Source organism: Streptomyces sp. NPDC031670, assembly GCF_055580545.1.
Map to the genome: position 1 here is coordinate 1 of NZ_JBVILC010000022.1, position 25,842 is coordinate 25,842.

The 25,842-nt window shown below is 72.3% G+C and carries 18 protein-coding genes; 17 read left to right on the top strand and 1 reads right to left on the bottom strand.

From position 1 onward, the window contains the following. Nucleotides 1–159: 159 nt before the first annotated feature. The 13 genes from folC (at nucleotide 160) to ACZ5ID_RS30275 (ending at nucleotide 19,244) form a co-directional block, all read left to right on the top strand. Nucleotides 160–1,671: a bifunctional tetrahydrofolate synthase/dihydrofolate synthase gene (gene folC / locus ACZ5ID_RS30215; RefSeq protein ID WP_468904157.1), complete on the top strand. Its 1,512-nt coding sequence runs from the start codon at nucleotides 160–162 to the stop codon at nucleotides 1,669–1,671. A 6-nt stretch (nucleotides 1,672–1,677) separates the two neighbouring features. Further along, nucleotides 1,678–2,028, top strand: a complete 351-nt coding sequence (locus tag ACZ5ID_RS30220) for a DUF4233 domain-containing protein (RefSeq protein WP_468904159.1) — start codon at nucleotides 1,678–1,680, stop codon at nucleotides 2,026–2,028. Nucleotides 2,029–2,132: 104 nt separating this feature from the next. Further along, a complete protein-coding gene (gene ndk / locus ACZ5ID_RS30225; protein WP_358831444.1) occupies nucleotides 2,133–2,546 on the top strand; it encodes a nucleoside-diphosphate kinase in 414 nt (137 codons plus the stop codon). A gap of 265 nt (nucleotides 2,547–2,811) precedes the next feature. Further along, nucleotides 2,812–3,831 carry a rod shape-determining protein gene (locus tag ACZ5ID_RS30230; protein WP_053727412.1) on the top strand — a complete coding sequence of 340 codons (1,020 nt, stop codon included), beginning with the start codon at nucleotides 2,812–2,814 and terminating at the stop codon, nucleotides 3,829–3,831. A gap of 132 nt (nucleotides 3,832–3,963) precedes the next feature. Next, a complete protein-coding gene (gene mreC / locus ACZ5ID_RS30235) occupies nucleotides 3,964–5,088 on the top strand; it encodes a rod shape-determining protein MreC (protein ID WP_468904162.1) in 1,125 nt (374 codons plus the stop codon). Nucleotides 5,089–5,100: 12 nt separating this feature from the next. Beyond that, nucleotides 5,101–5,778: a rod shape-determining protein MreD gene (gene mreD, locus ACZ5ID_RS30240; RefSeq protein WP_468904164.1), complete on the top strand. Its 678-nt coding sequence runs from the start codon at nucleotides 5,101–5,103 to the stop codon at nucleotides 5,776–5,778. A 16-nt stretch (nucleotides 5,779–5,794) separates the two neighbouring features. Next, nucleotides 5,795–7,996 (top strand): penicillin-binding protein 2, encoded by a 2,202-nt coding sequence (mrdA, locus tag ACZ5ID_RS30245; protein WP_468904166.1) that lies wholly within the window; start codon nucleotides 5,795–5,797, stop codon nucleotides 7,994–7,996. Further along, nucleotides 7,996–9,186 carry a rod shape-determining protein RodA gene (gene rodA, locus ACZ5ID_RS30250; RefSeq protein WP_406556163.1) on the top strand — a complete coding sequence of 397 codons (1,191 nt, stop codon included), beginning with the start codon at nucleotides 7,996–7,998 and terminating at the stop codon, nucleotides 9,184–9,186. The genes mrdA and rodA overlap by 1 nt, the downstream gene beginning before the upstream one ends. An 81-nt stretch (nucleotides 9,187–9,267) precedes the next feature. After that, the gene (locus tag ACZ5ID_RS30255) at nucleotides 9,268–10,809 is read left to right on the top strand and encodes a CYTH and CHAD domain-containing protein (RefSeq protein ID WP_468904170.1); all 1,542 of its coding nucleotides are present in this window, start codon (nucleotides 9,268–9,270) and stop codon (nucleotides 10,807–10,809) included. 88 nt (nucleotides 10,810–10,897) lie between these two features. Beyond that, nucleotides 10,898–12,826, top strand: a complete 1,929-nt coding sequence (locus tag ACZ5ID_RS30260) for a TIGR03960 family B12-binding radical SAM protein (RefSeq protein ID WP_468904172.1) — start codon at nucleotides 10,898–10,900, stop codon at nucleotides 12,824–12,826. 74 nt (nucleotides 12,827–12,900) lie between these two features. Further along, complete coding sequence (locus ACZ5ID_RS30265; protein ID WP_468904174.1) at nucleotides 12,901–13,974, top strand: hypothetical protein; 1,074 nt, start codon at nucleotides 12,901–12,903, stop codon at nucleotides 13,972–13,974. 132 nt (nucleotides 13,975–14,106) lie between these two features. Then, nucleotides 14,107–14,883 carry a TIGR03936 family radical SAM-associated protein gene (locus ACZ5ID_RS30270; protein WP_468904177.1) on the top strand — a complete coding sequence of 259 codons (777 nt, stop codon included), beginning with the start codon at nucleotides 14,107–14,109 and terminating at the stop codon, nucleotides 14,881–14,883. A gap of 236 nt (nucleotides 14,884–15,119) precedes the next feature. After that, nucleotides 15,120–19,244, top strand: coding sequence for an Rne/Rng family ribonuclease (locus tag ACZ5ID_RS30275; protein WP_468904179.1), 4,125 nt, complete (start codon nucleotides 15,120–15,122; stop codon nucleotides 19,242–19,244). 184 nt (nucleotides 19,245–19,428) lie between these two features. Here ACZ5ID_RS30275 and ACZ5ID_RS30280 read toward each other — a convergent pair whose 3' ends face one another. Then, nucleotides 19,429–21,249 carry a hypothetical protein gene (locus ACZ5ID_RS30280; protein WP_468904181.1) on the bottom strand — a complete coding sequence of 607 codons (1,821 nt, stop codon included), beginning with the start codon at nucleotides 21,247–21,249 and terminating at the stop codon, nucleotides 19,429–19,431. Nucleotides 21,250–21,551: 302 nt separating this feature from the next. On the opposite strand from ACZ5ID_RS30280, the gene rplU reads away from it, so the two are divergent. From rplU to ACZ5ID_RS30300, 4 genes are all read left to right on the top strand, one after another. Beyond that, entirely contained in the window at nucleotides 21,552–21,872 is a 321-nt protein-coding gene (gene rplU / locus ACZ5ID_RS30285) for a 50S ribosomal protein L21 (RefSeq protein ID WP_015033583.1), read from the top strand. A 14-nt stretch (nucleotides 21,873–21,886) separates the two neighbouring features. Further along, nucleotides 21,887–22,141, top strand: coding sequence for a 50S ribosomal protein L27 (gene rpmA / locus ACZ5ID_RS30290; RefSeq protein ID WP_108955339.1), 255 nt, complete (start codon nucleotides 21,887–21,889; stop codon nucleotides 22,139–22,141). A gap of 151 nt (nucleotides 22,142–22,292) precedes the next feature. After that, nucleotides 22,293–23,732: a GTPase ObgE gene (gene obgE, locus ACZ5ID_RS30295; protein ID WP_406555137.1), complete on the top strand. Its 1,440-nt coding sequence runs from the start codon at nucleotides 22,293–22,295 to the stop codon at nucleotides 23,730–23,732. A 309-nt stretch (nucleotides 23,733–24,041) separates the two neighbouring features. Next, nucleotides 24,042–25,775 (top strand): stealth family protein, encoded by a 1,734-nt coding sequence (locus tag ACZ5ID_RS30300; RefSeq protein WP_468904184.1) that lies wholly within the window; start codon nucleotides 24,042–24,044, stop codon nucleotides 25,773–25,775. Nucleotides 25,776–25,842 lie beyond the last annotated feature (67 nt).

Below are 25,842 nucleotides of genomic sequence, written 5' to 3' on the forward strand. Positions count from 1 at the left end.
CCGCCCGCGCAACCCACCACGGTCCGCGGGGGGAAGAGGGCCCGGGGGCGCGGGCTCCGCCGGGGCCGGGGGCCGCCGCCGAGAAAACTCCCGCCCCCTTCCCCCCCACCCCCGGAGGGTTTAGGGAAGGGGCGGGGAGGGGCTCCGTAGACTGGGGGCGTGACCGAGCAGCCCGACCGCAGCAGCAGCCCCGACGACCCCTTCGACGAGATCGTCGAGGCCGAGACGACCCGCGACCCCGACCTGGCGGTGATCGAGGCCGGCAGCCGCACCCTGCGCACCCACGGCGGCGCCCCGCAGGCCGACCCCGTCCCCGCGCGCCCCAGCGACGCCGAGGTCGACCGGGCGCTGCGCGCGGTCGAGACGGAGTTGGCGACGCGCTGGGGCGAGACCAAGCTGGAGCCCTCCGTCGCCCGTATCTCGGCGCTGATGGACGTACTGGGCGAGCCCCAGCGCGCGTACCCCTCGATCCACATCACCGGCACCAACGGCAAGACCTCCACCGCCCGCATGATCGAGGCGCTGCTCAACGCCTTCGACCTGCGCACCGGCCGGTACACCTCGCCCCACGTCCAGTCGATCACCGAGCGCATCAGCCTGGACGGCGCGCCGATCACCGCCGAGCGCTTCATCGAGACGTACGAGGACATCAAGCCGTACGTGGAGATGGTGGACGGGCAGCAGGAGTACCGGCTGTCGTTCTTCGAGGTGCTCACCGGGATGGCGTACGCGGCGTTCGCGGACGCCCCCGTCGACGTGGCCGTCGTCGAGGTCGGCATGGGCGGCAGCTGGGACGCGACCAATGTGATCGACGCCTCCGTGGCCGTCGTCACCCCCATCTCCCTGGACCACACCGACCGCCTCGGCTCGACGCCCGCCGAGATCGCCGTGGAGAAGTCCGGGATCATCAAGCAGGACGCCACCGTCATCCTGTCCCAGCAGCCGGTCGACGCGGCCCAGGTGATGCTGAAGAAGGCCGTCGAGGCGGACGCCACGGTGGCCCGCGAGGGCATGGAGTTCGGCATCGTCGCGCGCGAGGTCGCGGTCGGCGGGCAGCTGCTGACCCTGCGCGGCCTCGGCGGCGAGTACGAGGACGTCTTCCTGCCGCTGTACGGCGCGCACCAGGCGCACAACGCGGCCGTCGCCCTCGCCGCCGTGGAGGCGTTCTTCGGCATCGGCTCCGAGCACGCGCGCCCGCTGGACGTGGACACCGTCCGCAAGGCGTTCGCCTCGGTCCTCTCGCCCGGCCGGCTGGAGGTGGTGCGCCGCAGCCCGACCGTCGTCCTGGACGCGGCCCACAACCCGGCGGGCGCGCAGGCCACGGCGGAGGGTCTGACCGAGGCGTTCGGCTTCTCGCGGCTGATCGGCGTGGTCGCGGCCAGCGCCGACAAGGACGTGAAGGGGCTGCTGGAGGCCTTCGAGCCGGTCTTCGCCGAGGTCGTCGTGACCGCCAACACCAGTCACCGTTCGATGGACGTCGACGAGCTGGCCGCGGTCGCGGTCGAGGTCTTCGGTGACGAGCGGGTGGTGGTCGAGCCGCGGCTGGACGACGCGCTGGAGGCGGCGATCACCCTGGCGGAGGAAGAGGACGAGTACGCCGGTGCGGGAGTCCTCGTCACCGGTTCCGTGATCACGGTCGGCGAGGCCCGGCTGCTCCTGGGAAGGGGCTGACGCCCGATGCGTACGCTCTGCGCTTCCACCCTCATCGGTGAATTCTTCGTCATAGGGTTCGCCGGTCTGGTCGCCATGAAGGACCAGGACCTGACGGTGTCCACGGTGTGGACGGTCAGTGGCATCGCCATGCTGTTCTCGCTGCTCCTGTGCGGTGTACTGACCCGTCCCGGTGGCCTCCAGCTGGGCTGGGCGCTCCAGATCGCCTTGATCGCGAGCGGCTTCGTCGTCCCGCACATGTTCTTCCTCGGTGCGGTCTTCGCCGGTCTGTGGTGGGCCTCGATCCACTACGGCCGGCAGGTGGACGCGGCGAAGGCCCGTTTCGCGGCCCAGGCGGAGGCGGAGCCGCAGGCGTAAACGGCCGGCCCCGGGTTCCGGGGCCGGACCGGGTGCCGTCGTGCCCGGCGCCCCCTGTAGCCTCGCCTTCACCGCACACGTATGCCTGCAAGGAGCCGGACACCATGACCCAGCGCACTCTCGTCATCCTCAAGCCCGACGCCGTCCGTCGCGGCCTGATCGGCGAGATCATCGGCCGTATCGAGCGCAAGGCCGGCTGGACCATCCCGGCGATGGAGCTGCGGACGCTGGACCAGGAGACCCTGGAGCAGCACTACGGCGAGCACAAGGGCAAGCCCTTCTACGAGCCGCTGATGGGTTTCATGGCCTCCGGCCCGGTCGTGGTCCTGGTCGTCGAGGGCGAGCGCGTCATCGAGGGTGTGCGCGGGCTCGCGGGCCCCACCGACCCGATCGCCGCCACGCCCGGTTCCATCCGGGGCGACTTCGGCACGATCGTCCGGGAGAACCTCATCCACGCCTCCGATTCCGAGGAGTCGGCCGAGAGGGAACTGAAGATCTTCTTCCCGGGTCGCGTCTGACTTCCTGACCGGTTGTCAGCCATATAGCGCTCATGACCTGGGGCGACCGAAGGAATTTCGGTCGCCCTTCGGCATATGCGGGGTGAAGTCGGGAACGCATCGCCCCGACACGTCGTCACCATTAACAGAGGTGGACCAACGCGCCGTGTCCGTGCAGGCGGCACTACGATGGAGCCTCACGCCCACAGCACCCACCTCGCCGACCTAAAAAGCCGTCAACGCTCGATTAGGGAAGGCCGGACGCATCCTCATGGGGAGCAACAACATGTCGTTCATCGGCCGTGACATGGCTGTCGACCTCGGGACCGCCAACACGCTGGTGTACGTCAGGGGCCGCGGAATCGTCCTGAACGAGCCCTCCGTCGTCGCCATCAACACCAACACCGGCGGCATCCTGGCGGTCGGCGCCGAGGCGAAGAAGATGATCGGTCGTACGCCGGGCAACATCGTGGCCGTACGACCGCTGAAGGACGGCGTCATCGCCGACTTCGAGATCACGGAGCGGATGCTCCGCTACTTCATCCTCAAGATCCACAAGCGGCGTTACCTGGCGCGCCCGCGCGTTGTCGTCTGTGTGCCCTCGGGCATCACCGGAGTCGAGCGCCGCGCCGTCATCGAGGCCTCCACCCAGGCCGGCGCCCGTCAGGTGCACATCATCGAGGAGCCCATGGCCGCGGCCATCGGCTCGGGGCTGCCCGTCCACGAGGCGACCGGCAACATGGTCGTCGACATCGGCGGCGGCACCACCGAGGTCGCGGTGATCTCGCTCGGCGGAATCGTCACGGCACAGTCCATCCGGGTCGCCGGCGACGAGCTGGACAACGCGATCATCCAGCACATCAAGAAGGAGTACAGCCTCCTCCTCGGTGAGCGCACCGCCGAGCAGATCAAGATCACCATCGGTTCGGCGTACGACCTCGACAAGGACGAGCACACCGAGATCCGCGGCCGTGACCTGGTCTCCGGGCTGCCCAAGACCGTGGTCATCTCGGCCGCCGAGGTCCGCAAGGCCATCGAGGAGCCGGTCAACGCGATCGTCGACGCCGTGAAGACGACGCTCGACAAGTGCCCGCCCGAGCTCTCCGGCGACATCATGGACCGCGGCATCGTCCTCACCGGCGGCGGCGCCCTGCTGCGGGGCCTGGACGAGCGGCTGCGCCGCGAGACCGGGATGCCCATCCACATCGCCGAGGACCCGCTGGACTCGGTCGCTCTCGGATCCGGCAAGTGTGTCGAGGAGTTCGAGGCCCTCCAGCAGGTGCTGGACGCCCAGCCGCGCCGATAGCGCGCAAGGCCGAGGTCCCCGGGTCGCCCAGCGGCCCGGGGGCCCGCCCGTACGGGCCACTGCCAACCCGTACGGCGGATCGTTGATATACAGATCGAACAGATTCCGACGAGGAAGGCACGGCCGCCGCACGTGAGGGACACACGAGAGAGCCGGCTCCTCCTGGTGCTGCTGATCGCCGTAGCGTTCGCGCTGATCACGGTCGACATCCGGGGTGGGGAGAATTCGCCGGTGGACGGGGCCCGGCAGGCCGCCGCCACGGTGTTCGGGCCGGTCGAGAACGGCATGGCGGCAGCCGTCGATCCGGTGGGCAACGCCATCGGCGCCGTGCGCGACTCGGGGGAGCGCCACAACAAGATCGCCGACCTCCAGCGCGAGAACGAGGCGCTGAAGCAGAAGCTCGGCAGCGACGCCCGCAACCGCTCGCGTCTCAACCAGCTCGACGCGATGCTGAAGACCGCGGGCGAGGGCCAGTACGGCATCAAGGCCGCGCAGGTCATCGGAATAGGAGCGGCCCAGGGCTTCTCCTGGACCGTCACCATCGACGCCGGCTCGCGCGACGGCATCAAGCGCGACATGACCGTGCTGAACGGGGAGGGGCTGGTCGGCCGCGTCACCACCGTCGGCCCGTCCACCGCCACCGTCCTGCTCGCCAACGACCCGGACTTCACGGTCGGCACCCGGATGGAGAGCAGCGACGAACTGGGCTTCGCCACCGGCCAGGGCGACCGGCCGCTGTCGGTGCAACTGCTCAACGGCAAGGCCAAGGTGAAGGCGGGCGACCGGCTGGTGACCTTCGGCTCGCAGTCCGACAGGCCGTTCGTGCCCGGTGTCCCGGTCGGCGAGGTCGTCAAGGTCGACCCCTCCGGCGGCGATCTGACGCGGACCATCTACGTGCGTCCGTACGTCGGGTTCACCAAGCTCGACATCGTCGGCGTCGTCGTCCAGGCCCCGCGCACCGACCCGCGCGACCAGGTGCTGCCCGCCAAGCCCCGGCCGACCCCCACGCCCACGGTGACCGTCACGGTCAGCCCGCCGCCCGCCGGGAACGCGGTCGCCCCCAACCAGGCCGACCCGAACGTCCCCATCCCCAACAACGACCCCAACGGGAACCCGAACGGCAACCCGAACGGCAATCCCGTCCCGGACCCCAACACGGATCCCAACCGCAAGCCCAACGCGCTTCCCGGCGGCGATCCGAACAACGCGAACAACGCGAACAACGCGAACAACGCAGCCGCCGACGGCGACCAGTAGGAGCTGATCCAGATGCGTATCAACAGGGTCATCCTCTCGTCCGCCCTGATCGTCGTCGCCCTCGTCGTCCAGGTGAGCGTCCTGGCCCGGCTCCAGCTGCCCGGCGCCGTCCCGGACCTGGTGCTGCTCACCGTCCTCGGCCTCGCCCTCGTCTACGGCCACCTCGGCGGCGCCTTCGTCGGCTTCGCCGCCGGGCTGCTCTCCGACCTCGCCCCGCCCGCCGACCACGCCGCCGGGCGCTACGCGCTGGTCCTGTGCCTGGTCGGCTACGCGGCGGGGCTCGCCAAGCCCGACCACGGCCGGCTGCGCTCGGCCACCGGGCCCATGCTCGTGGTGGTCTGCGCGGCCATCGGCTCCACCCTGCTCTACGCGGGCGTGGGCGCCCTCGTCGGCGACACCGCGGCCCGCCATGTCGGCCTGGTGAACCTGCTGTTCACGGCCGCCGTCTACGACCTGCTGCTCGCCCCGTTCACCGTGCCGCTCATCATGGCGCTCGCCAGACGGGCCGAGAACGACCCGCTGGCCGAGGCGTCCGGGGGCGCCGCCGCCAACGGCGCGAGCATCTCCTCCGGCTGGCTCTCCGGCGGCACCGGGCTGCGGATCGGCGAGCGGAAGGGCGGCCTGCGGGTGAAGGCCGCCCGCAACCGCGCGGCCCGGGCCGGCCGCATCAAGGGCGTCAAGCGACTGTGAACGAGGGGGCCACCGCGTGAGCAACATCCCCGAGACGGGACGCACCCCCCGGGTGCAGATCCGGCTCGTCATCATCCAGGTCCTCGTCTTCTCCCTGCTCCTCACCCTCGGCGGACGCCTCTGGTACCTCCAGATCCGCAACGGGCAGGAGTACGAGGACGAGGCCAAGAACAACCATGTGCAGCAGGTCGTGCAGCCCGCGGTGCGCGGGGCGATCCTGGACGCGCGCGGGGTGCCGCTGGCGGACAACGAGACCCGGCTGGTGGTCTCCGCCTCCCGTACCGACCTGACGAAGATGCCCGACAAGGGCAAGGCCGTGCTGACCCGGCTGGCGGCCGTCCTCGGTATGAAGCCGCAGGACGTCATGGACAAGGTGCGGCTGTGCGACGCCAAGACGCCCAAGCCCTGCTGGAACGGCTCGCCGTACCAGCCGATCCCGGTCACCGACAAGGCCACCACCCAGCAGGCCCTCCAGATCCGTGAGCGCTCCGAGGACTTCCCCGGCATCACCGCCGACCCCACCGCGGTGCGCCGCTACACCTCGCCCGGCAAGGCCAACACCGCGCAGGTGCTCGGCTACCTCTCGCCGGTCACCGACGAGGAGATCATCAAGGCGAAGGACACCGACTCGCCGTATCTGCGCTCGGACATGGTGGGCCGCTCGGGCCTGGAGCGCACCTACGACAAGCAGCTGCGCGGCAAGGCGGGCGTGACCCGCTACGAGGTGGACAACCTCGGCCGGGTCATCGGGCAGGCGCAGAGCGACAAGGCCGAGCCGGGCTCGAACATCGTCACGTCGATAGACGCACGGGTGCAGGCCGTCGCGGAGTACGAGCTCAACCACGCGATGACCGAGGCCCGCAAGGAGTTCGACAAGAACACCAACGAGAACTACAAGGCCGACGCGGGCGCGGTCGTCGTGATGGAGGCGAAGACCGGCCGGGTCGTCGCCATGGCCTCGCTGCCCAACTACGACCCGAACGCCTGGGTCGGCGGCATCTCCGCCAAGGACTACCAGGCGCTCACCGGCAAGGACTCCAACTACCCGCTCCTCAACCGCGCCATCCAGGGCCAGGCCGCCCCCGGCTCCATCTTCAAGGTGGTCTCCTCGGCCGCCGCGGTCCGTGCCGGGTACGCGTTCAACAACACCTACCCCTGCCCGAGTTCGTACTCCGTCGGCGGCCAGGTCTTCAAGAACTTCGAGTCCCAGGGCCACGGCAACATCACCATCGGCCAGGCCCTGGAGGTCTCCTGCGACACCGTCTACTACGGTCTCGCGCACGACCAGTGGCTCAAGGACGGCGGCATGAAGCCGAAGAAGGACGCCGCCGACTGGTTCTACAAGACCGCCCATGACTTCGGCCTCGGCTCCAAGACCGGTATCGACCTGCCCAGCGAGGTCCCCGGCCGGGTCCCCGACCGCCAGTGGAAGCAGCGGTTCTGGGAGGCCAACAAGGACGCCTGGTGCAAGCACGGCAAGAAGGACGGCGACTACGTCCAGAAGATCGAGTACGAGAACTGCCTCGAAGGCAACCTCATGCGCGCCGGTGACTCGGTCAACTACTCCATCGGCCAGGGCGACACCCTCGTCACCCCCATCCAGATGGCGACGATCTACTCGGCGATCTCCAACGGCGGCACCCTCTACGACCCCACCGTCGGCAAGGCCGTGATCAGCGCCGACGGCAAGTCCGTCAAGGAGATCACGCCCAAGGCGCACGGCAAGCTGCCGATGACCCGGGCGACCCGCGACGACATAGACGAAGCCCTCGCGGGAGTCGCCACCCGCGGTACGGCCGCCTGGCGGTTCGGCGGCTGGCCGCAGAAGCAGATCCCGATGCACGCCAAGACCGGTACCGCCGAGGTCTACGGCAAGCAGACGACCTCGTGGTTCGCCACGTACACCAAGGACTACTCGATCGTCATGACGATCTCCCAGGGTGGTACGGGCTCGGGCGCGTCCGGCCCCGCCGTGCGCAACATCTACGACGCGATCTACGGACTCGACGACGCGGGCAACCAGGACCTCAAGCGCGCCCTGCTGCCCCAGCCGCAGCAGGCCCTGCCCAGGATCCAGGCCGACGGCTCCATCGACGCGCCGAAGATCGAGCCGTACGACCCGGACTCGCAGAAGGTCCCCGAGAAGAAGCCCGGTGAGCAGCAGCTCGCCGCGGCCAACACCGACAACCGGGGCGGCGGACGGGGGCGCAGGGACTGATGGCCGGCTTCTCCGTCCAGCGGTACGCGCCCGAGCGCTCCGCCTTCGCCAAGCTCACCGCGCGCGACTCGGTGCTGCGCCGGCTCGACTGGTGGCTGCTGCTCTCCGCGCTCGCGCTGTCCTTCATCGGTTCGCTGCTGGTGTGGTCCGCGACCCGCAACCGCACCCAGCTCAACCAGGGCGACCCGTACTACTTCCTGATCCGGCACGCCATGAACACCGGCATCGGGTTCGGGCTGATGATCGGCACCATCTGGCTGGGCCACCGCACCCTGCGGGGCGCGGTGCCGGTGCTGTACGGGATCTCGGTGGTGCTGATCCTCGCCGTGCTGACCCCGCTGGGCGCGACCGTCAACGGCGCGCACGCCTGGATCATCATCGGCGGCGGCTTCTCGCTCCAGCCCTCCGAATTCACCAAGATCACCATCATTCTGGGGATGGCGATGATACTGGCGTCGCGCGTAGACGCCGGGGACACCCCGCACCCCGACCACCGCACGGTGCTCAAGTCCCTGGGCATCGCCGCGCTGCCCATCCTGATCATCATGATGATGCCGGACCTCGGGTCGGTCATGGTCATCGTGATCATCATCCTGGGCGTGCTGCTCGCCTCCGGAGCCTCCAACCGCTGGGTGCTCGGCCTGATAGGGGCGGGCGTGGCGGGGGCGATCGCGGTCGCGGCGCTCGGACTGCTCGACGAGTACCAGATCAACCGCTTCGCGGCCTTCGCCAACCCCAGCCTCGACCCGGCGGGCGTCGGCTACAACACCAACCAGGCCCGGATCGCCATCGGCTCCGGCGGACTGACCGGCACCGGCCTGTTCAAGGGCAGCCAGACCACCGGCCAGTTCGTCCCCGAACAGCAGACGGACTTCGTCTTCACCGTCGCGGGCGAGGAGCTCGGCTTCGTCGGCGCGGGCCTGATCCTCGTCCTGCTCGGCGTGGTCCTGTGGCGCGCCTGCCGCATCGCGCGCGAGACGACCGAGCTGTACGGCACGGTCGTGGCCGCCGGGATCATCGCCTGGTTCGGCTTCCAGTCCTTCGAGAACATCGGGATGACCCTCGGCATCATGCCGGTGGCGGGTCTGCCGCTGCCCTTCGTGTCCTACGGAGGATCGTCGATGTTCGCCGTCTGGGTCGCGATCGGACTGCTCCAGTCGATCAGGGTGCAGCGGCCGATAACGGCCTAGAACCGCGTCGCGGCACCGGACCGGCCGTCATGGCCGGTCCGGTGCCTGTTTGCGACTCCGTTTCGCGTCTAGATTCAGTTCATGGCGGAGACGAAGCGCGAGATCGAGCGGAAGTACGAAGCCACCGGCGACGACGTACGGCTTCCCGGCCTCACCGGGGTCACGGGAGTCGCGCGCGTCGTCGACCGGGGCGTGGCCGAGCTGGACGCCGTCTACTACGACACGCAGGACCTGCGCCTGGCGGCCGACTCCCTCACCCTGCGCCGCAGAACGGGCGGCGAGGACGCCGGCTGGCACCTGAAGTTCCCGGTCGCCACGGGCATCCGCGACGAGATCCGCGCCCCCCTCTCCCCGGACGTCCCCCGCGCCCTGGCCGCACTCCTGCGCTCCCGCGTCCGCGACCGCAGGCTGGACCCCGTCGTCCGGCTCGTCTCCTCCCGCGCCCTGCGTCATCTGCTCGACGCCGAGGGCACACCGCTCGCCGAGGTGAGCGTCGACACCGTGCGGGCCGTGCGCCTCGGCCCCGGACGCGCGGGCGCCACGGCCCACTGGACCGAGGTCGAGGTGGAGCTCGCCGACGACACGGACCCCGCACTCCTGGACCGCGTGGAGAAGCGGCTGCTCAAGGCGGGCCTGCGCCCGGCGCGCAGCGCCTCCAAGCTGGCCCGCGCCCTCACGGAGACCGCCCCGGCCGTACCGGACCTCCCCGGACCCCCCGCCGCGGAGCACAACGGCGGACCCACCGCCGGCGACCATGTGCTCCGCTATCTGCGCGCCCAGCGCGACGCCCTCGTCGCCCATGACCCCGCCGTCCGCCGCGACCTGCCCGACGCCGTCCACCAGATGCGCGTCGCCTCCCGCCGCCTGCGCAGCGCGCTGAAGTCGTACGGGAAAGTCCTCGACCGGACCGTCACCGACCCGCTCGGCGAGGAGCTGAAGTGGCTCGCGGGCGAACTCGGCGTCGACCGCGACCAGGAAGTGCTCACCGCCCGCCTCCAGAGCCGCGTCGCCGCACTGCCCCGCACCCTCGTCCTCGGACCGGTCCGGGGGCGGCTGCGCATCTGGAGCGTGGCCCGCCGCTCCGGCTCGCGCCGCAGGACCGTCGCCGCCCTGGACAGCAGGCGCCACCTCGCCCTGCTCGACGCCCTGGACGCGCTGCTCGCCGACCCGCCGCTGCGCCCGGCCGCCCACCGGCCCGCCGCGAAGGTGCTGCCCAAGGCGGTGCTCAAGGACTACGAGCGGCTGGCCGCCCGGATCGCGCACGCCCTGGAGCTCGCCCCCGGCGAAGAGCGCGACCGGGCCCTGCACGACGCCCGCAAGGCGGCCAAACGCGCCCGCTACTCCGCCGAGGCCGCCGAGGCCGCGCTCGGCGCCCCCGCGAAGAAGTTCGCCAAGCGGATGAAGGCGGTGCAGAAGGTCCTGGGCGACCACCAGGACAGCGTGGTGGCCCGCGAGGCGCTGCGCGGCCTGGCCGTCCAGGCCCATCTGGCGGGCGAGTCCGCGTTCACCTGGGGACTTCTGTACGGACAGGAGGAGGCGGCCGGCGCCGACCGCGAGCGCGAGCTGCCCGAAGTCTGGCGCGGGGCCTCCCGGCCGAAGCACCGCCGGCGCCTGCGGGGCTGAGGGCGAGGAAACGCGGCGGCGGGGGGCGCCCCGCGAGCGGGTTACGCTAGAGAGTCGCCCCCTTGCCAGCTCACGAAAGTTCGTCGAGATGACTGCCGCCGAGTCCGTCTTCCCACAGCTCGAAGCCCTGCTCCCGCATGTGCAGAAGCCGATCCAGTACGTCGGCGGTGAACTCAACTCCACGGTCAAGCCGTGGGAGAGCTGCGACGTGCGCTGGGCGCTCATGTACCCGGACGCGTACGAGGTCGGGCTCCCCAACCAGGGCGTCATGATCCTCTACGAGGTGCTGAACGAGCGCGAGGGCGTCCTGGCCGAGCGCACCTACAGCGTGTGGCCGGACATGGAAGCGCTGATGCGCGAGCACCGGGTGCCCCAGTTCACCGTGGACAGCCACCGCCCCGTCGGCGCCTTCGACGTGTTCGGGCTCAGCTTCTCCACCGAGCTCGGCTACACCAACATGCTCACGGCCCTGGACCTGGCGGGCATCCCGCTGGAGGCCAAGGACCGCGGCATCGACGACCCGATCGTCCTCGCGGGCGGCCACGCGGCCTTCAACCCCGAGCCGATCGCGGACTTCATCGACTGCGCCGTCATCGGCGACGGCGAGCAGGCCGTCCTCGACATGACCGCCATCATCCGCGCCTGGAAGGCCGAGGGCCGCCCCGGCGGTCGCGAGGAGGTCCTGTTCCGCCTCGCGAAGACCGGCAACGTGTACGTGCCGGGCTTCTACGACGTGGAGTACCTCCCCGACGGCCGTATCGGCCGTGTCGTGCCCAACAGGTCGGGCGTGCCGTGGCGGGTCAGCAAGCACACCGTCATGGACCTCGACGAGTGGCCCTACCCCAAGCAGCCGCTCGTGCCGCTCGCGGAGACCGTCCACGAGCGCATGTCGGTGGAGATCTTCCGCGGCTGCACCCGCGGCTGCCGCTTCTGCCAGGCCGGCATGATCACGCGCCCCGTGCGGGAGCGAAGCATCACCGGCATCGGCGAGATGGTGGAGAAGGGCCTGAAGGCGACCGGCTTCGAGGAGGTCGGCCTGCTCTCCCTGTCCAGCGCCGACCACACCGAGATCGGTGAGATCGCCAAGGGCCTCGCGGACCGCTACACCGAGGACAAGATCGGCCTTTCGCTGCCCTCCACCCGGGTGGACGCCTTCAACGTCGACCTCGCCAACGAGCTGACCCGCAACGGCCGTCGCTCGGGTCTGACGTTCGCCCCCGAGGGCGGCTCGGAGCGCATGCGCAAGGTCATCAACAAGATGGTCTCCGAAGAGGACCTGATCCGTACGGTCGCCACCGCCTACGGCAACGGCTGGCGCCAGGTGAAGCTGTACTTCATGTGCGGCCTGCCGACCGAGACCGACGAGGACGTCCTCCAGATCGGCGACATGGCGGTCAACGTCATCGCCAAGGGCCGCGAGGTCTCCGGCCAGAACGACATCCGCTGCACGGTCTCCATCGGCGGGTTCGTGCCCAAGCCGCACACCCCCTTCCAGTGGGCGCCGCAGCTCTCCGCCGAGGAGACCGACGCCCGCCTGGAGAAGCTGCGCGACAAGATCCGCGGCGACAAGAAGTACGGCCGCTCGATCGGCTTCCGCTACCACGACGGCAAGCCGGGCATCGTCGAGGGCCTGCTCTCGCGCGGCGACCGCCGCGTAGGCGCGGTGATCCGCGCCGTCTACGAGGACGGCGGGCGCTTCGACGGCTGGCGCGAGCACTTCAGCTACGACCGCTGGATGGCCTGCGCCGAGAAGACCCTGCCGGCGTACGGCGTGGACGTCGACTGGTACACCACCCGCGAGCGCACCTACGAGGAGGTCCTGCCCTGGGACCACCTGGACTCCGGTCTCGACAAGGACTGGCTCTGGGAGGACTGGCAGGACGCGCTCGACGAGACCGAGGTCGAGGACTGCCGCTGGACGCCGTGCTTCGACTGCGGGGTGTGCCCGCAGATGGACACGCACATCCAGATCGGCCCCACGGGCAAGAAACTGCTTCCGCTGACCGTCGTCAAGTAACCTCCCGATCACCGGTTGATCACAGCAGGCCCCGCACCGCAACGGTACGGGGCCTGCGGCGCGTCCAGAGGGACATGGAACTCCAGCAGCAGCCACCGCGGCAGCCCGGGGGCTGTCTGACCGTCGCGATCCGACTCCCGGTACGGATCGTCGTCCTGGTCCTGGTGGTTCCCGTCCGCCTCCTCTGGGACGCGGTCGCGGCGACGGGCCGCGCGGTGTACCGCACGGTGCTGCGGCCGGTCGGGCGGGGGCTGGGGTGGCTGGGCCGGACGCTGGTCGTGCTGCCCCTCACGTACACGGCCCGGGCCCTGGCCTGGGCGGTACGGGTGCTGGTGCTCACGCCGCTGGGGTGGCTGTGGCGGTGGCTGGTCGTGCCGCTGTGGCGGTACGCGGTGGCGCTCCCGCTGAGCTGCTTGTACCGGTACGTCCTCACCCCCCTCGGCCACGGCATCGCCTGGCTCGCGGGCGGCGGGTGGACGGCCCTGGCCTGGCTCGGGCGCGGGACCGGCGCGGTCCTCTCCGTGCTCGCGACCGTCCTCGTACGAGTGGGTTTGTTCTTGTTTGTGATACCCGTCGGGTGGTTCTGCCGACGGGTGCTGATGCCCGTAGGACGCGCCCTCGCCGTCGTCGCGCGGGAGATCGGCGCCGCCTTCGGGCACGCCTGGCGGATCGCCGGACATCTTTCGCGGGCCGTAGGACGCGCCCTCGCCGTCGTCGCGCGGGAGATCGGCGCCGCCTTCGGGCACGCCTGGCGGATCGCCGGACACCTCTCGCGGGCCGTCGGGCGCGCCCTGAAGTGGCTCGCATGGCAGCTGCTCGGACGCCCGGTGCGCTGGGTGTGGCGCACCCTGTGCGCACCGGTGCTGCACTGGGCGCGCCGCACCCTGTGGGCCCCGGCGGCGCGCGCGGCGGCGGTGGCGGGCCGCGCCGCGCGCGCCGCGCTGAGCGGCGCCGCGCGCACCGCCCGCGAGGCCCTCGCCTCGGCCCGCGCGACCGTGCGGCAGGCCCGCGCGGACGCCTGGCGGGCGCTGGCCGGCGGCCCTCGCCGGGAACCGGAACCGCTCGCGGCGCGTACTCTGGGTAGTACAACTACTGCCTCCGGCGCGGTGCCCGCCCCCGAGATCTCCCTCAGCAGGACGGAGGGATGAGCCGGGCGGCGCGCGGGCCGTGACCGGAGGGCCCCCACAGGACAGGTGGGCGGCGCCCACCGCGCCCGCCCCGCACGAGGAGAAGAACCACTGGGCAAGCGACAGCCCGAAGGCCCGCCGCCCGCACCTGCGGTGCAGCGCATCCGACTGCGCTACACCAAGCGCGGTCGCCTCCGGTTCACCAGCCACCGTGACTTCCAGCGCGCCTTCGAGCGTGCGCTGCGCCGCGCCGAGGTGCCCATGGCCTACTCGGCAGGCTTCACCCCGCACCCCAAGGTGTCGTACGCGAACGCCGCCCCCACCGGTACCGGCTCCGAGGCCGAGTACCTGGAGATCGCGCTCACCGAGCACCGCGACCCGGCGACGCTGCTCACGCTGCTCGACGAGTCGCTGCCCGCCGGGCTCGACATCACCGACGCCGTGGAGGCCCGCACCTCGGGCCTGGCCGACCGGCTGACCGCCTCCGTCTGGGAGCTGCGGCTCGACGGCGTCCCCGTCGAGGACGCCGAGAAGGCCGTCGAGGCCTTCCTCGCGGCCGAGACCGTCGAGGTCCAGCGCCGGACCAAGAACGGCATGCGCACCTTCGACACGCGCGGCGCCGTGGCCGACCTGGAGGCGCTTTCTCCCCAGGCCGATAGGCCGCTGGACAAGCCCTGTGCGATACTGCGCCTGGTGGTACGGCACCTGACACCTGCCGTGCGACCCGACGACGTCCTGTCCGGTCTCCGAGCTGTGGCCGACCTGGCGCCGCCGGTCCCCGCAGCGGTGACCAGGCTGGCGCAGGGGCTCTTCGACGAGGAGTCCGGCACGGTGACCGACCCGCTCGCGCCCGACCGCGAGGCAGCCCCGGCCGCTCCACCCAAGGCCGCCGGGACCACCTCTGCGACGGCGCCGGGTCCAGCCGCGTAAGGGCAGTCGTTGTAGCGCAGCCCTGGTACTCGGAAGCCACCTGGGTCGGGCCGCGCACTGACCAGAAGACTTTCGCCAGGCCGTGCGTACATCGCGTACGGAACCGGCGAGCCGGACATATCAGCTCCCGTGCGGCGCCCGCGCCCCGGACGGCGGTACCCGCGCACATCACGCGGACGTGCCGCCGGACCGGAACCAGGCGCGGCGCCCGGGAGCGTGACGGGAGCTACGCCCGCATGCTTGAGAACGAGAAGAACGAATCCGGTGTGACCGGAGACGACAACAACAGCCCCAGCGACACGCTGCCGCCGCGCCGCAGGCGCCGCGCGGCGTCGCGGCCCGCCGGTCCGCCGGGAGCCGCGGGCGCCGACACGCCCGAGACGCCCGCCGCGTCCACCGGGGCCCCGGCCGAGACGCCCGCCGCCGAGGAGGCCGCTCCGGCCCGCCCGCGCCGCCGCGCCACCCGCAAGGCCACCGCCCCGGCTGGTGCGCCCGCCGAGACGGCCGAGACCACCACCGAGACGCCCGCCGCCGAGGCCCCGGCCGAGACGCCCGTCGCCGAGGAGGCCGCTCCGGCGCGTCCGCGCCGCCGCGCCACCCGCAAGGCCACCGCCCCGGCTGGTGCGCCCGCCGCCGAGCAGGCCGAGACCGTTGAGGCGCCGGCCGCCGCCGAGCCCGAGGCCGAGCCCGCCGCCGAGGAGCCCGCCGCTCCCGCGCGCACCCGTCGCCGTGCGACCCGTAAGGCCACGGCTCCGGCCGGTGCGCCCAGGGCCGCCGAGCAGGCCGAGCAGGCCGCAGTGGTCGTCGAGCCCGCCGCCGAGGCCCCGGCCGTCGAGGAGACGGTCACGGAGGCCGCCGCCGAGGAGCCCGCCGCCCCGGCCCGCACCCGCCGCCGCGCCACCCGCAAGGCCACCGCCCCCGCGGGCGCCCCGGCCGCCGAGGAGGCCACGGCCGCCGGTGCGCCGCCGGCCGTCGCCGCCGAGGACCCGGTCGCCTCCCCGGCCGAGGAGGCCGCCGTGGTGGCCGCCGCCGAGGAGCACGCGGCTCCCGCCCCCACCCGTCGCCGTGCCACCCGTAAGGCCACGGCTCCGGCCGGTGCGCCCAGGGCCGCCGAGCAGGCCGAGCAGGCCGCCGTGGTCGTCGAGCCCGCCGCCGGGGCCCCGGCCGTCGAGGAGACGGTCACGGAGCCCGCCGCGTCCGCCGAGTCCGCCGAGGACGAAGCGCCGCGTGGGCGTACCCGTCGCCGCGCCACCCGGAAGGCCACCGCGCCGCAGTTCACCCCGGCCGCCGCCGAGGAGCCCGTCAAGGAGCCCGAGACGGCCGTGGCCGAGCCGAAGGCGGAGACCGGCCGCTCGCGCCGCCGGGCCACCCGCCCCGCCGTCGCCGTCTTCCAGGCGCCGGTCTTCCACGAGCCGATGTTCCAGACCCCGGAGACCGCCGCCGCCGCTGCCGCCCGGGCCGCCGAGGTGACGGACGAGGAGGAGGAGCCGGAGGAGACCGCCGTCGAGGCCGCCGCCGAGCCGGCCGCCGCTCCCGCCGCCGAGCAGGCCGAGCCGCAGGGCGGTTCGCGCCGTCGCCGCCGCCGTCGCGGTGAGAGCGCCGAGGCCGCGCCCGAGCCGCAGGCCCCCGCCGCCGAAGAGGCCGACGAGGACGCCTCCGCCGAGGAGGAGCCCGAGCACGACGAGCACGAGGAGCACGAGGACGACCGTCCCTCGCGCCGCCGTCGCCGCGGTGGCCGCCGCCGTCGCCGGGGCGAGCCCGCCGAGACCGACGAGGGCGAGGCGGAGGAGTCCGCCGAGACCGAGGCGTTCGAGGACGAGGACGAGGAGTCCGAGGACACCCCCTCGGCCGCCGGCACCAGCAGCAGCCGTCGGCGCCGCCGTCGCCGTCGCCGCAGTGGTGACGGGGGCGACCACGAAGCCGGTACGGGCGCGGACGACCCGGAGCGCACCGTCGTCAAGGTCCGCGAGCCGCGCCCGGCCCGTGAGAAGGCCGAGCCCGGCACCGGCGCGGACGAGGTGCAGTCCATCAAGGGCTCGACCCGTCTGGAGGCGAAGAAGCAGCGCCGCCGCGAGGGCCGCGAGCAGGGCCGCCGCCGGGTGCCGATCATCACCGAGGCGGAGTTCCTGGCGCGCCGCGAGGCCGTCGAGCGTGTGATGGTCGTCCGCCAGAGCGGCGAGCGCACCCAGATCGGCGTCCTGGAAGACAACGTGCTGGTCGAGCACTACGTCAACAAGGAGCAGGCCACCTCGTACGTCGGCAACGTCTACCTGGGCAAGGTCCAGAACGTGCTGCCGTCGATGGAGGCCGCCTTCGTCGACATCGGCAAGGGCCGCAACGCCGTCCTGTACGCCGGCGAGGTCAACTTCGAGGCGCTGGGCATGGGCAACGGGCCGCGCCGCATCGAGGCCGCGCTGAAGTCCGGCCAGTCGGTCCTGGTGCAGGTCACCAAGGACCCGATCGGCCACAAGGGCGCCCGGCTGACCAGCCAGGTCTCGCTGCCCGGCCGCTACCTGGTGTACGTGCCCGAGGGCTCGATGACCGGCATCAGCCGCAAGCTCCCGGACACCGAGCGGGCGCGGCTGAAGACCATCCTCAAGAAGATCGTCCCCGAGGACGCGGGCGTCATCGTGCGCACCGCCGCCGAGGGCGCGAGCGAGGACGAGCTGCGCCGTGACGTCGAGCGCCTGCAGGAGCAGTGGGAGGAGATCTCCAAGAAGGCCAAGCAGATCTCGACGAGCTCGCCGAGCCTGCTGTACGGCGAGCCGGACATGACCGTCCGGGTCGTGCGCGACATCTTCAACGAGGACTTCACCAAGGTCATCGTCAGCGGTGACGAGGCCTGGGAGACCATCCACGGCTATGTCTCGCACGTGGCGCCGGACCTGGTGGACCGGCTGACCCGGTGGACCTCCGAGGTCGACGTCTTCGCGACGTACCGGATCGACGAGCAGCTGATGAAGGCCCTGGACCGCAAGGTCTGGCTGCCGTCCGGCGGTTCGCTGGTGATCGACAAGACCGAGGCGATGATCGTCGTCGACGTCAACACCGGCAAGTTCACCGGCCAGGGCGGCAACCTGGAGGAGACCGTCACCAGGAACAACCTGGAGGCGGCCGAGGAGATCGTGCGCCAGCTGCGGCTGCGCGACCTGGGCGGCATCGTCGTCATCGACTTCATCGACATGGTCCTGGAGTCCAACCGGGACCTGGTGCTGCGGCGCCTGCTCGAATGCCTGGGCCGTGACCGTACGAAGCACCAGGTCGCGGAGGTCACCTCGCTGGGCCTGGTCCAGATGACCCGCAAGCGGGTCGGCCAGGGCCTGCTGGAGTCGTTCTCCGAGACCTGTGTCCACTGCAACGGGCGCGGTGTGATCGTGCACATGGAGCAGCCGACCGCCGCCGGTGGCGGCGGCAACGGCAAGCGCTCCAAGAAGCGCGGCCGGGGCGGCGCCGAGCACGACCACGAGGCGCACGAGCACGACATCGCCGACGTCGCCGACATCGAGCCCCTCGACGCCGACGCCGACATCGAGCCCGTGGAGACCGAGGCGGAGCTGGCGGCCGAGGTCGCGGCGCCCGTCGCGCTCGCGGAGCCGGAGTTCGTGCCGGACGAGGAGCTCTACAGCAGCGTCGCCGAGGCGGAGGCCGCGGTGCGCGGCACCCGCTCCCGGCGCCGTGCGAGCCGTAAGGCGTCGGCTCCGGCCGGTGCGCCCAAGCGGGGCGGTGAGCCGGTCGCCGAGGCCGAGCCGGTGGTGGCGGAGCCGGAGCCGGCGCCCGTGCAGGAGGCCGAGCCGAAGGCGGTGACGGTCGCGTCGTTCATCGAGGACGAGGCGCCGCGTGGGCGCACCCGGCGCCGGGCCACCCGCAAGGTGTCCGCGCCGGCGGGTCCGCCCGCCGCGGCCGAGCCGGTCGTGGTGGAGCCCGTCGTGGTGGCCGAGCCGGTGGCCGCTCCGGCGCCCGTCGCCGAGCCCGAGAAGGCCGCGGCCGAGCCGGTCGTCGAGGAGGCGCCCGCCGCCGCCCCGCCGAGGGCGCGTCGCCGGGCCACCCGCAAGGCCACGGCTCCGGCCGGGTCGCCGTCGGGTGCGCAGGAGGCGGTTCTCGTGGTCGAGAGCGCTCCGGTGGCCGAGCCGGTCGTGGCCGAGGCCAAGGCCGAGCCGGTGAAGGGTGCCGAACCGACGGCGGAGGCCGCCGAGGAGGCGGCCCCGGCGAAGAAGACGGCCCGCAAGACGGCCAAGAAGGCCGTCCCCGCGAAGAAGGCGGTCGCCAAGAAGACGGCGGCCAAGAAGACCGCGGCGAAGAAGACGACCGCCAAGAAGGCCACCGCGAAGAAGACGGCGGCCGAGGGGCCGACGGAGAGCTGATCCCCGGTCGGTGACGACGCGGTACGAAGGCCCGGTCCCGGGGTACGGGGGCCGGGCCTTCGCGTGTGCCCCCGAGCCGCCCCGGGCCGGGCGCGCGGCCCCCGCCCCCCGGGCGGTCATGGGCGCGGACGGCGCGCGAGGGGCCCCGCCCGCCCGCGGGTGGAAGCGGCCCGGCCCGTGGCGCTCAGCCCCGGCTGCGCCACGCCGTGCGCAGCTGGCTCGCCAGGAACAGGGACGACAGGGTCGGGATCGTCGCCCGGTAGCAGTCCGGCGTCGTCCAGGCGTACGCGGACGCCGGGACCAGGACCGTCAGGGCCGCGATGCGCAGACGCCACCAGCGGCGGGTGCGCGGGACCGGGATCGCCGGGGTGCCCAGGTCCGTGGAGAGCGAGTCGCGGATGCCGCGCAACACGCCCCGGCGGGCCAGCAGATGGGCGCCGGGGACCGTCCGCAGGACCTCGTCGTCGTCGCCGAAGCCCGGCGGGAGCGCGGGCAGGCCGAGCGCCGCCACCAGGCCGGCCTGGCGGGCGGCGGGGGAGTCCGCGCCCCGCAGCAGCGCCACCAGCGGCCGGGCGTCGCGCACCCCGAACGCCGCCGCCAGGGCCCGCGCGGTCGCGGAGGCCGCCGTGTGGTCGATGACGGGAGCCGCCGGGTCCCACTGGTGGGCCGCGGTCTCCGTGCCCTTCTGAAGGAGCGTGAACCCGTACCGGGACCCGCTGCGGCGCAGCACGAGCGCGGGCCACTTCTCGCCCGTGGTGAAGCTGGCCGCAGCCGCTGTCAGCCGGTCCTCGCGGCCGAGCGCCGCGCGCCGCCCGGGGGCGGGGTCCGGGACGAGCTCCACGTAACTGGCGGCGGTCCCCGCGGGCGCGATGCGCAGCGAGACCCCGCACATCAGCGCCGCCTCGGCGACGGTGTGCGGCGGGGCCGCCGCCATCGCGAGGGTGCGCGGCCGGTCGGGGCCGGCCGGGTGCGGGGCGGCGGGCGCGGCGCCCTCCCGGCCGGGCCGCGAGAACAGCGGGGTGCGCGAGGCCAGTTGCATCCGCACCCCCGAGCGCAGTTCCACGAACTCGGTGCGCGGCTCGCCCAGATACGCCCACGGATACGTCCGCGCGCCCACCCCTATCGCCCGGAACACCTCCAGCGCCTCGGCCCACCGCTCGTGCAGGATCAGCATCAGGACGAGGTGGTTGCGGAAGTCCGCCGCGTCCGGGTCGCCCGGCTCGTACCAGGTGGACAGCTCCAGGCCGCGTTCGACGGCCGCGTCGATCCTGGCGCGCCCGACGGGGCTGCGGCGCGGGTCGTCGGAGACGACGACGTACTCCACCGCGGCGAGCAGCGGCAGCGCGTGCAGCTTGGACCCGGGCAGGGCGCTCTCGGCGGCCCGCTCGGCGAAGGCGAACATCTCGCCGTGCGAGCCGTACCACTTCTCGGAGAGGTACTGCAGGGCCGCCGCATGGCAGCCGTAGTGGTGCGGGGAGCGGGCCACGGCCTCCGCCCAGTACGCGTCGAACACCTCGCGGGAGGCCTGGCTGCCCCGGGCGTGGGTGAGCGCGATCTGCCAGGGCACCGGGTCGGTGGGGTTGAGCCGGGCGGCGGCGGAGGCGACGGGGACGGCGTCCCCGAGCAGCGCGAAGAACGCCTGGAACTGCTCGGCCGCCACGTCCGTGGCGCGGGCGGCGCTGCGCACCTCCCACGCCTGGTGGACGCAGAGCTCGGCCTTGACCAGCACGGCGTCCGGGTCCTCGGGCGACTTGGCGAGCCACTCCTCCAGCCAGCCGGGGCTGTGCAGGGCGGCCGTGGCGAGCTGGGTGACGTAGGTGCTGCGGCGCTCCCACTCGGCCCGCTCGCGGGTCCCGGCGAGCAGCGCGGCGGCCGGGCCCCGGTCGCCGGCGTGCACGGCGGCCAGCGCGTCGCCCATCGGGCCGTCCGGGGCGTCGAGGGTGACGGCCTCGTCGGGCGGCAGGTCCGCGCCCACGGTCGAGCCGTGGCGGAGCATGCGGGGCATGGAGAGCAGCGAACGCAGGTGCACGAGTGATTATTGAATCAGTGACCTTCCGGGGCCGGGCCCCGGGCCCGGGCGGGTGGGGGCGGGCGCCGGCCGGGAGATCGCTGGTTTGACCCCGGGGAAGGCGACCCGTAGCCTTGACCCTCGGCGTGTTTCCATGCGCGCCCGCCTCTGAGCACCTCCCTCCCGGCGACCGTCCGCGGTCGTGGGGAGAGGCCGCTCATCCATTCCGGATCGTCACGGGCCCGCCCGTGCGAGCGGCTGGCTTCAGAGGTCCCGTCCCGAGTGAGAGAGAGATCCGCGTGTACGCCATCGTGCGCAGCGGTGGTCGCCAGCACAAGGTTGCTGTCGGCGACATCGTTGAGGTTGACAAGATTTCCACTGCCAAGGTTGGCGACACGGTCGAGCTCTCGACCCTGCTCGTTGTCGACGGTGACGCTGTGACCAGCGACCCGTGGGTGCTGGCCGGCATCAAGGTCACGGCCGAGGTCGTGGACCACCACAAGGGTGCCAAGATCGACATCCTTCGGTACAAGAACAAGACCGGTTACCGCCGTCGCCAGGGCCACCGCCAGCAGTACACGGCGATCAAGGTCACCGGCATCCCCGCGGCTGCGAAGTAAGGGACTGAGGAGACATGGCACACAAGAAGGGCGCATCGTCCACCCGGAACGGTCGCGACTCCAACGCTCAGCGGCTCGGTGTGAAGCGCTTCGGCGGTCAGACCGTCAACGCCGGTGAGATCCTGGTCCGCCAGCGTGGCACCCACTTCCACCCGGGCGCCGGTGTCGGCCGCGGTGGCGACGACACGCTGTTCGCCCTGGAGGCCGGCGCGGTGCAGTTCGGCACCCACCGTGGCCGCAAGGTCGTGAACATCGTTCCGGTCGCCTGACCGGTTCCTACGTGAGGCGGACCTCACTTCCCGTACGGGCTCCGTACGGGAAGCGGGTCCGCCTTTCGCGTGTTTCTAATGAAACACGGCATTACACAGATTTCCGTACTCCCCTGGCCTCCGGCCGGGGGGACCCCCAGGAGGCAAGCCCATGACCACCTTCGTGGACCGCGTCGAGCTCCATGTCGCCGCGGGTAACGGAGGCCACGGCTGTGCCTCCGTACACCGGGAGAAGTTCAAGCCGCTCGGCGGCCCCGACGGCGGCAACGGCGGCCGTGGCGGCGATGTCATCCTGGTCGTCGACCAGTCGGTGACCACGCTCCTCGACTACCACCACAGCCCGCACCGCAAGGCCACCAACGGTGCGCCCGGCGCCGGCGACAACCGCTCCGGCAAGGACGGCCAGGACCTGGTCCTGCCCGTCCCGGACGGCACCGTCGTCCTCGACAAGGACGGCAACGTGCTCGCCGACCTCGTCGGCCAGGGCACCACGTTCATCGCCGGCCAGGGCGGCCGGGGCGGCCTCGGCAACGCGGCCCTCGCCTCCGCCCGGCGCAAGGCCCCCGGCTTCGCGCTGCTCGGCGAGCCCGGTGAGGCCCGTGACGTGGTCATGGAGCTCAAGACCGTCGCGGACGTGGCCCTCGTCGGCTACCCGAGTGCGGGCAAGTCCTCGCTGATCTCCGTGCTCTCCGCCGCCAAGCCGAAGATCGCGGACTACCCGTTCACCACCCTGGTCCCCAACCTCGGCGTGGTCACCGCGGGCTCCACCGTCTACACCATCGCCGACGTCCCCGGCCTCATCCCCGGCGCCAGCCAGGGCAAGGGCCTGGGCCTGGAGTTCCTGCGGCACGTCGAGCGCTGCTCGGTGCTCGTGCACGTCCTGGACACCGCCACCCTGGAGTCCGACCGCGACCCGGTCTCCGACCTCGACGTCATCGAGGCGGAGCTGAAGAGCTACGGCGGCCTCGACGACCGGCCCCGTATCGTCGTCCTCAACAAGATCGACATCCCGGACGGCCAGGACCTCGCGGACATGATCCGCGGCGATCTGGAGCAGCGCGGCTACCAGGTCTACGAGGTCTCCGCGGTCTCCCGCACCGGTCTGAAGGAGCTCTCCTTCGGGCTGGCGAAGATCGTGGCCGAGGCGCGTGCCGCCAAGCCCGTCGAGGAGGCCACCCGGATCGTCATCCGCCCCAAGGCGGTCGACGACGCGGGCTTCACGGTCGTCTACGACGAGGCGGCCGAGGTCTACCGGGTGCGCGGCGAGAAGCCGGAGCGCTGGATCCGCCAGACCGACTTCAACAACGACGAGGCCGTCGGCTACCTCGCCGACCGCCTCAGCCGTCTCGGCGTCGAGGACCAGCTGATGAAGGCGGGCGCCCGCGCGGGCGACGCCGTCGCCATCGGCCCCGAGGAGAACGCGGTCGTCTTCGACTGGGAGCCGACGATGATGGCCGGCGCGGAGATGCTCGGCCGCCGTGGCGAGGACCACCGCCTGGAGGCCCCCCGTCCCGCCGCGCAGCGCCGCCGCGACCGCGACGCGGAGCGCGACGAGGCACAGCAGGAGTACGACGACTTCAAGCCGTTCTAGGCGCCTTCCTGGAAGCGTTGTCGGTCGGCTGCGGGTCCGCTGTGGCTGAGCGCGCAGTTCCCCGCGCCCCTTAAACGCCGCTGCGCGGCATCCCCGGGATCGCCCCGGAGGGGCGTTCTAGGGGCGCGGGGAACTGCGCGAGCAACCCGGCACGGTCCGCAGACGAACGACCCCGGCCGCCCGCCAGAGGGCTTTCGGGAAGGGGCGGGGCGGGGGAAAACCCCGCGTCCGGCCCCCACGGCCGCGGCGGCATACTGGACACGTTCAGAAAACGTACGATGTCCACCGAACGTCAAGGAGTAGCCCCCCGTGCGTAATCCCGAGGCACCGAGACTGCTGGGGGTCTACCGGCGGGCCGTGCCCGAGAGCGTCCGCAAGGCGATCGTCTCGCAGGTCGACGCCGATATGCGCCGGCGCGTCAAGATGCGCATCGCCGGCGGCGCGGCCGTCGCCGAGAAGATGCGCGCCGCCCGCGTCACCAAGCGCTACCAGAGCCTCGCCGCCGGCCCCGACCGCGCGGTCGTGCACGTCGGCAAGGACCCCAAGGTCGCGCTCGTCACGCCCGGGATCACCCCGCTCCAGGCCCGCCGCGCCAACCTCGACACCGTGCTGCGGGCCCTGCACGCGGCCGGCCTCGACCACTTCTGCGTACGCGGGCGCTCCGACACCGCCGCCGCCGTCGCCGTCCGCGAGGACGACCGCACGGCCGTGCTGAAGGTGCTGGAGGCGCTCTGCGGCGACCAGCCCGGCTACGTCACCCACGTCAAGGGCAACAACCCGGTCCCCGAGACCTCCCTGCCGGGGTACGAGGACGGCACCTGGCGCCGGTTCAGGACCGCCGGGACCGTCCGCGTCACCTGGTACCGCACGGACCCCACGCACCGTCTGATCCTGGGCAACCGCTACGGCTGCGACGTGGAGTTCTGGCACGAGGAGGACGGGCAGCTGGTGCCGCCGCGCGTCGGCAAGCTCGCCGAGTCGCTCGCCCTCCAGGGCCCCATCACCCGCGTCTCCGAGGCCTACTTCACCCACCTCGCCCCGCGCGAGGCCCCCGACGCGGCCCAGGTCCCCACCCGCGCCGAGTTCGCCATCCACCCCACCGACGAGATCACCTTCCCGGTCGACGTCGTCTACACCTGGGTGAACGGCGCCGACCCGGCCTGGCTGCGCCGCCGCGCCGCGTTCACCGGCGAGACCTACCACGCCGAGGCCGCCAACGCCGCGCGCTATCTGAGCCGCGACGAACTGCGCTACTCGCTGCGCTCGCTGCACATGTACGCGCCCTGGGTACGCAACGTCTACCTCGTCACCGACGACCAGACGCCCGAGTGGCTGGACACCACCCGGCCCGGCATCAAGGTCGTCAGCCACAAGGAGATCTTCCGCGACCCGGCGCTGCTGCCCACCTTCAACTCGCACGCCATCGAGAGCCAGCTCCACCACATCGACGGCCTGGCCGAGCACTTCCTGTACTTCAACGACGACGTGATGCTCGGCAACGAGGTCACCCCGCAGGACTTCTTCCTCTCCAGCGGCCTCACCAAGTTCTTCCCCTCGCCCGCGCTCGTACCGCTGGGCGCGCGCACCCCCGAGGACCCGCCGGTGGCCGCCGCGGGCAAGAACAACCGCCGACTGATCGAGGAGCGGTACGGGGCGGTCGTCGTGCAGAAGATGAAGCACATGCCGCACCCGCTGCGCCGCAGCCTGCTCACCGAGATCGAGACGGAGTTCGAGCCGGAGTACCGCTACACCGAGGCGAGCCGGTTCCGCTCGGAGGACGACATCTCCATCTCCTCCTCGCTGCACCACTACTACGCGTACCACACGCAGCGCGCGGTGCCCTCCGAACTCCCGTACACCTACCTCGATCTGACGCACCCGTGGACGGAGACACGGCTCGGCCGCCTCCTCGCCAACCGGGACAAGACGGTGTTCTGCGTCAACGACACGGTCTCCACCGAGCAGGACGTGCACGAGCAGAAGGACCTCATCACGCCGTTCCTGGACGCGTACTTCCCGGTGCCGAGCCCGTTCGAGAAGTAGCGCGCTCAGGCCCGCGCCGGAGCGGGAAAAAGGGATCGCCCCGGACCAGGAGGTCCGGGGCGATCCC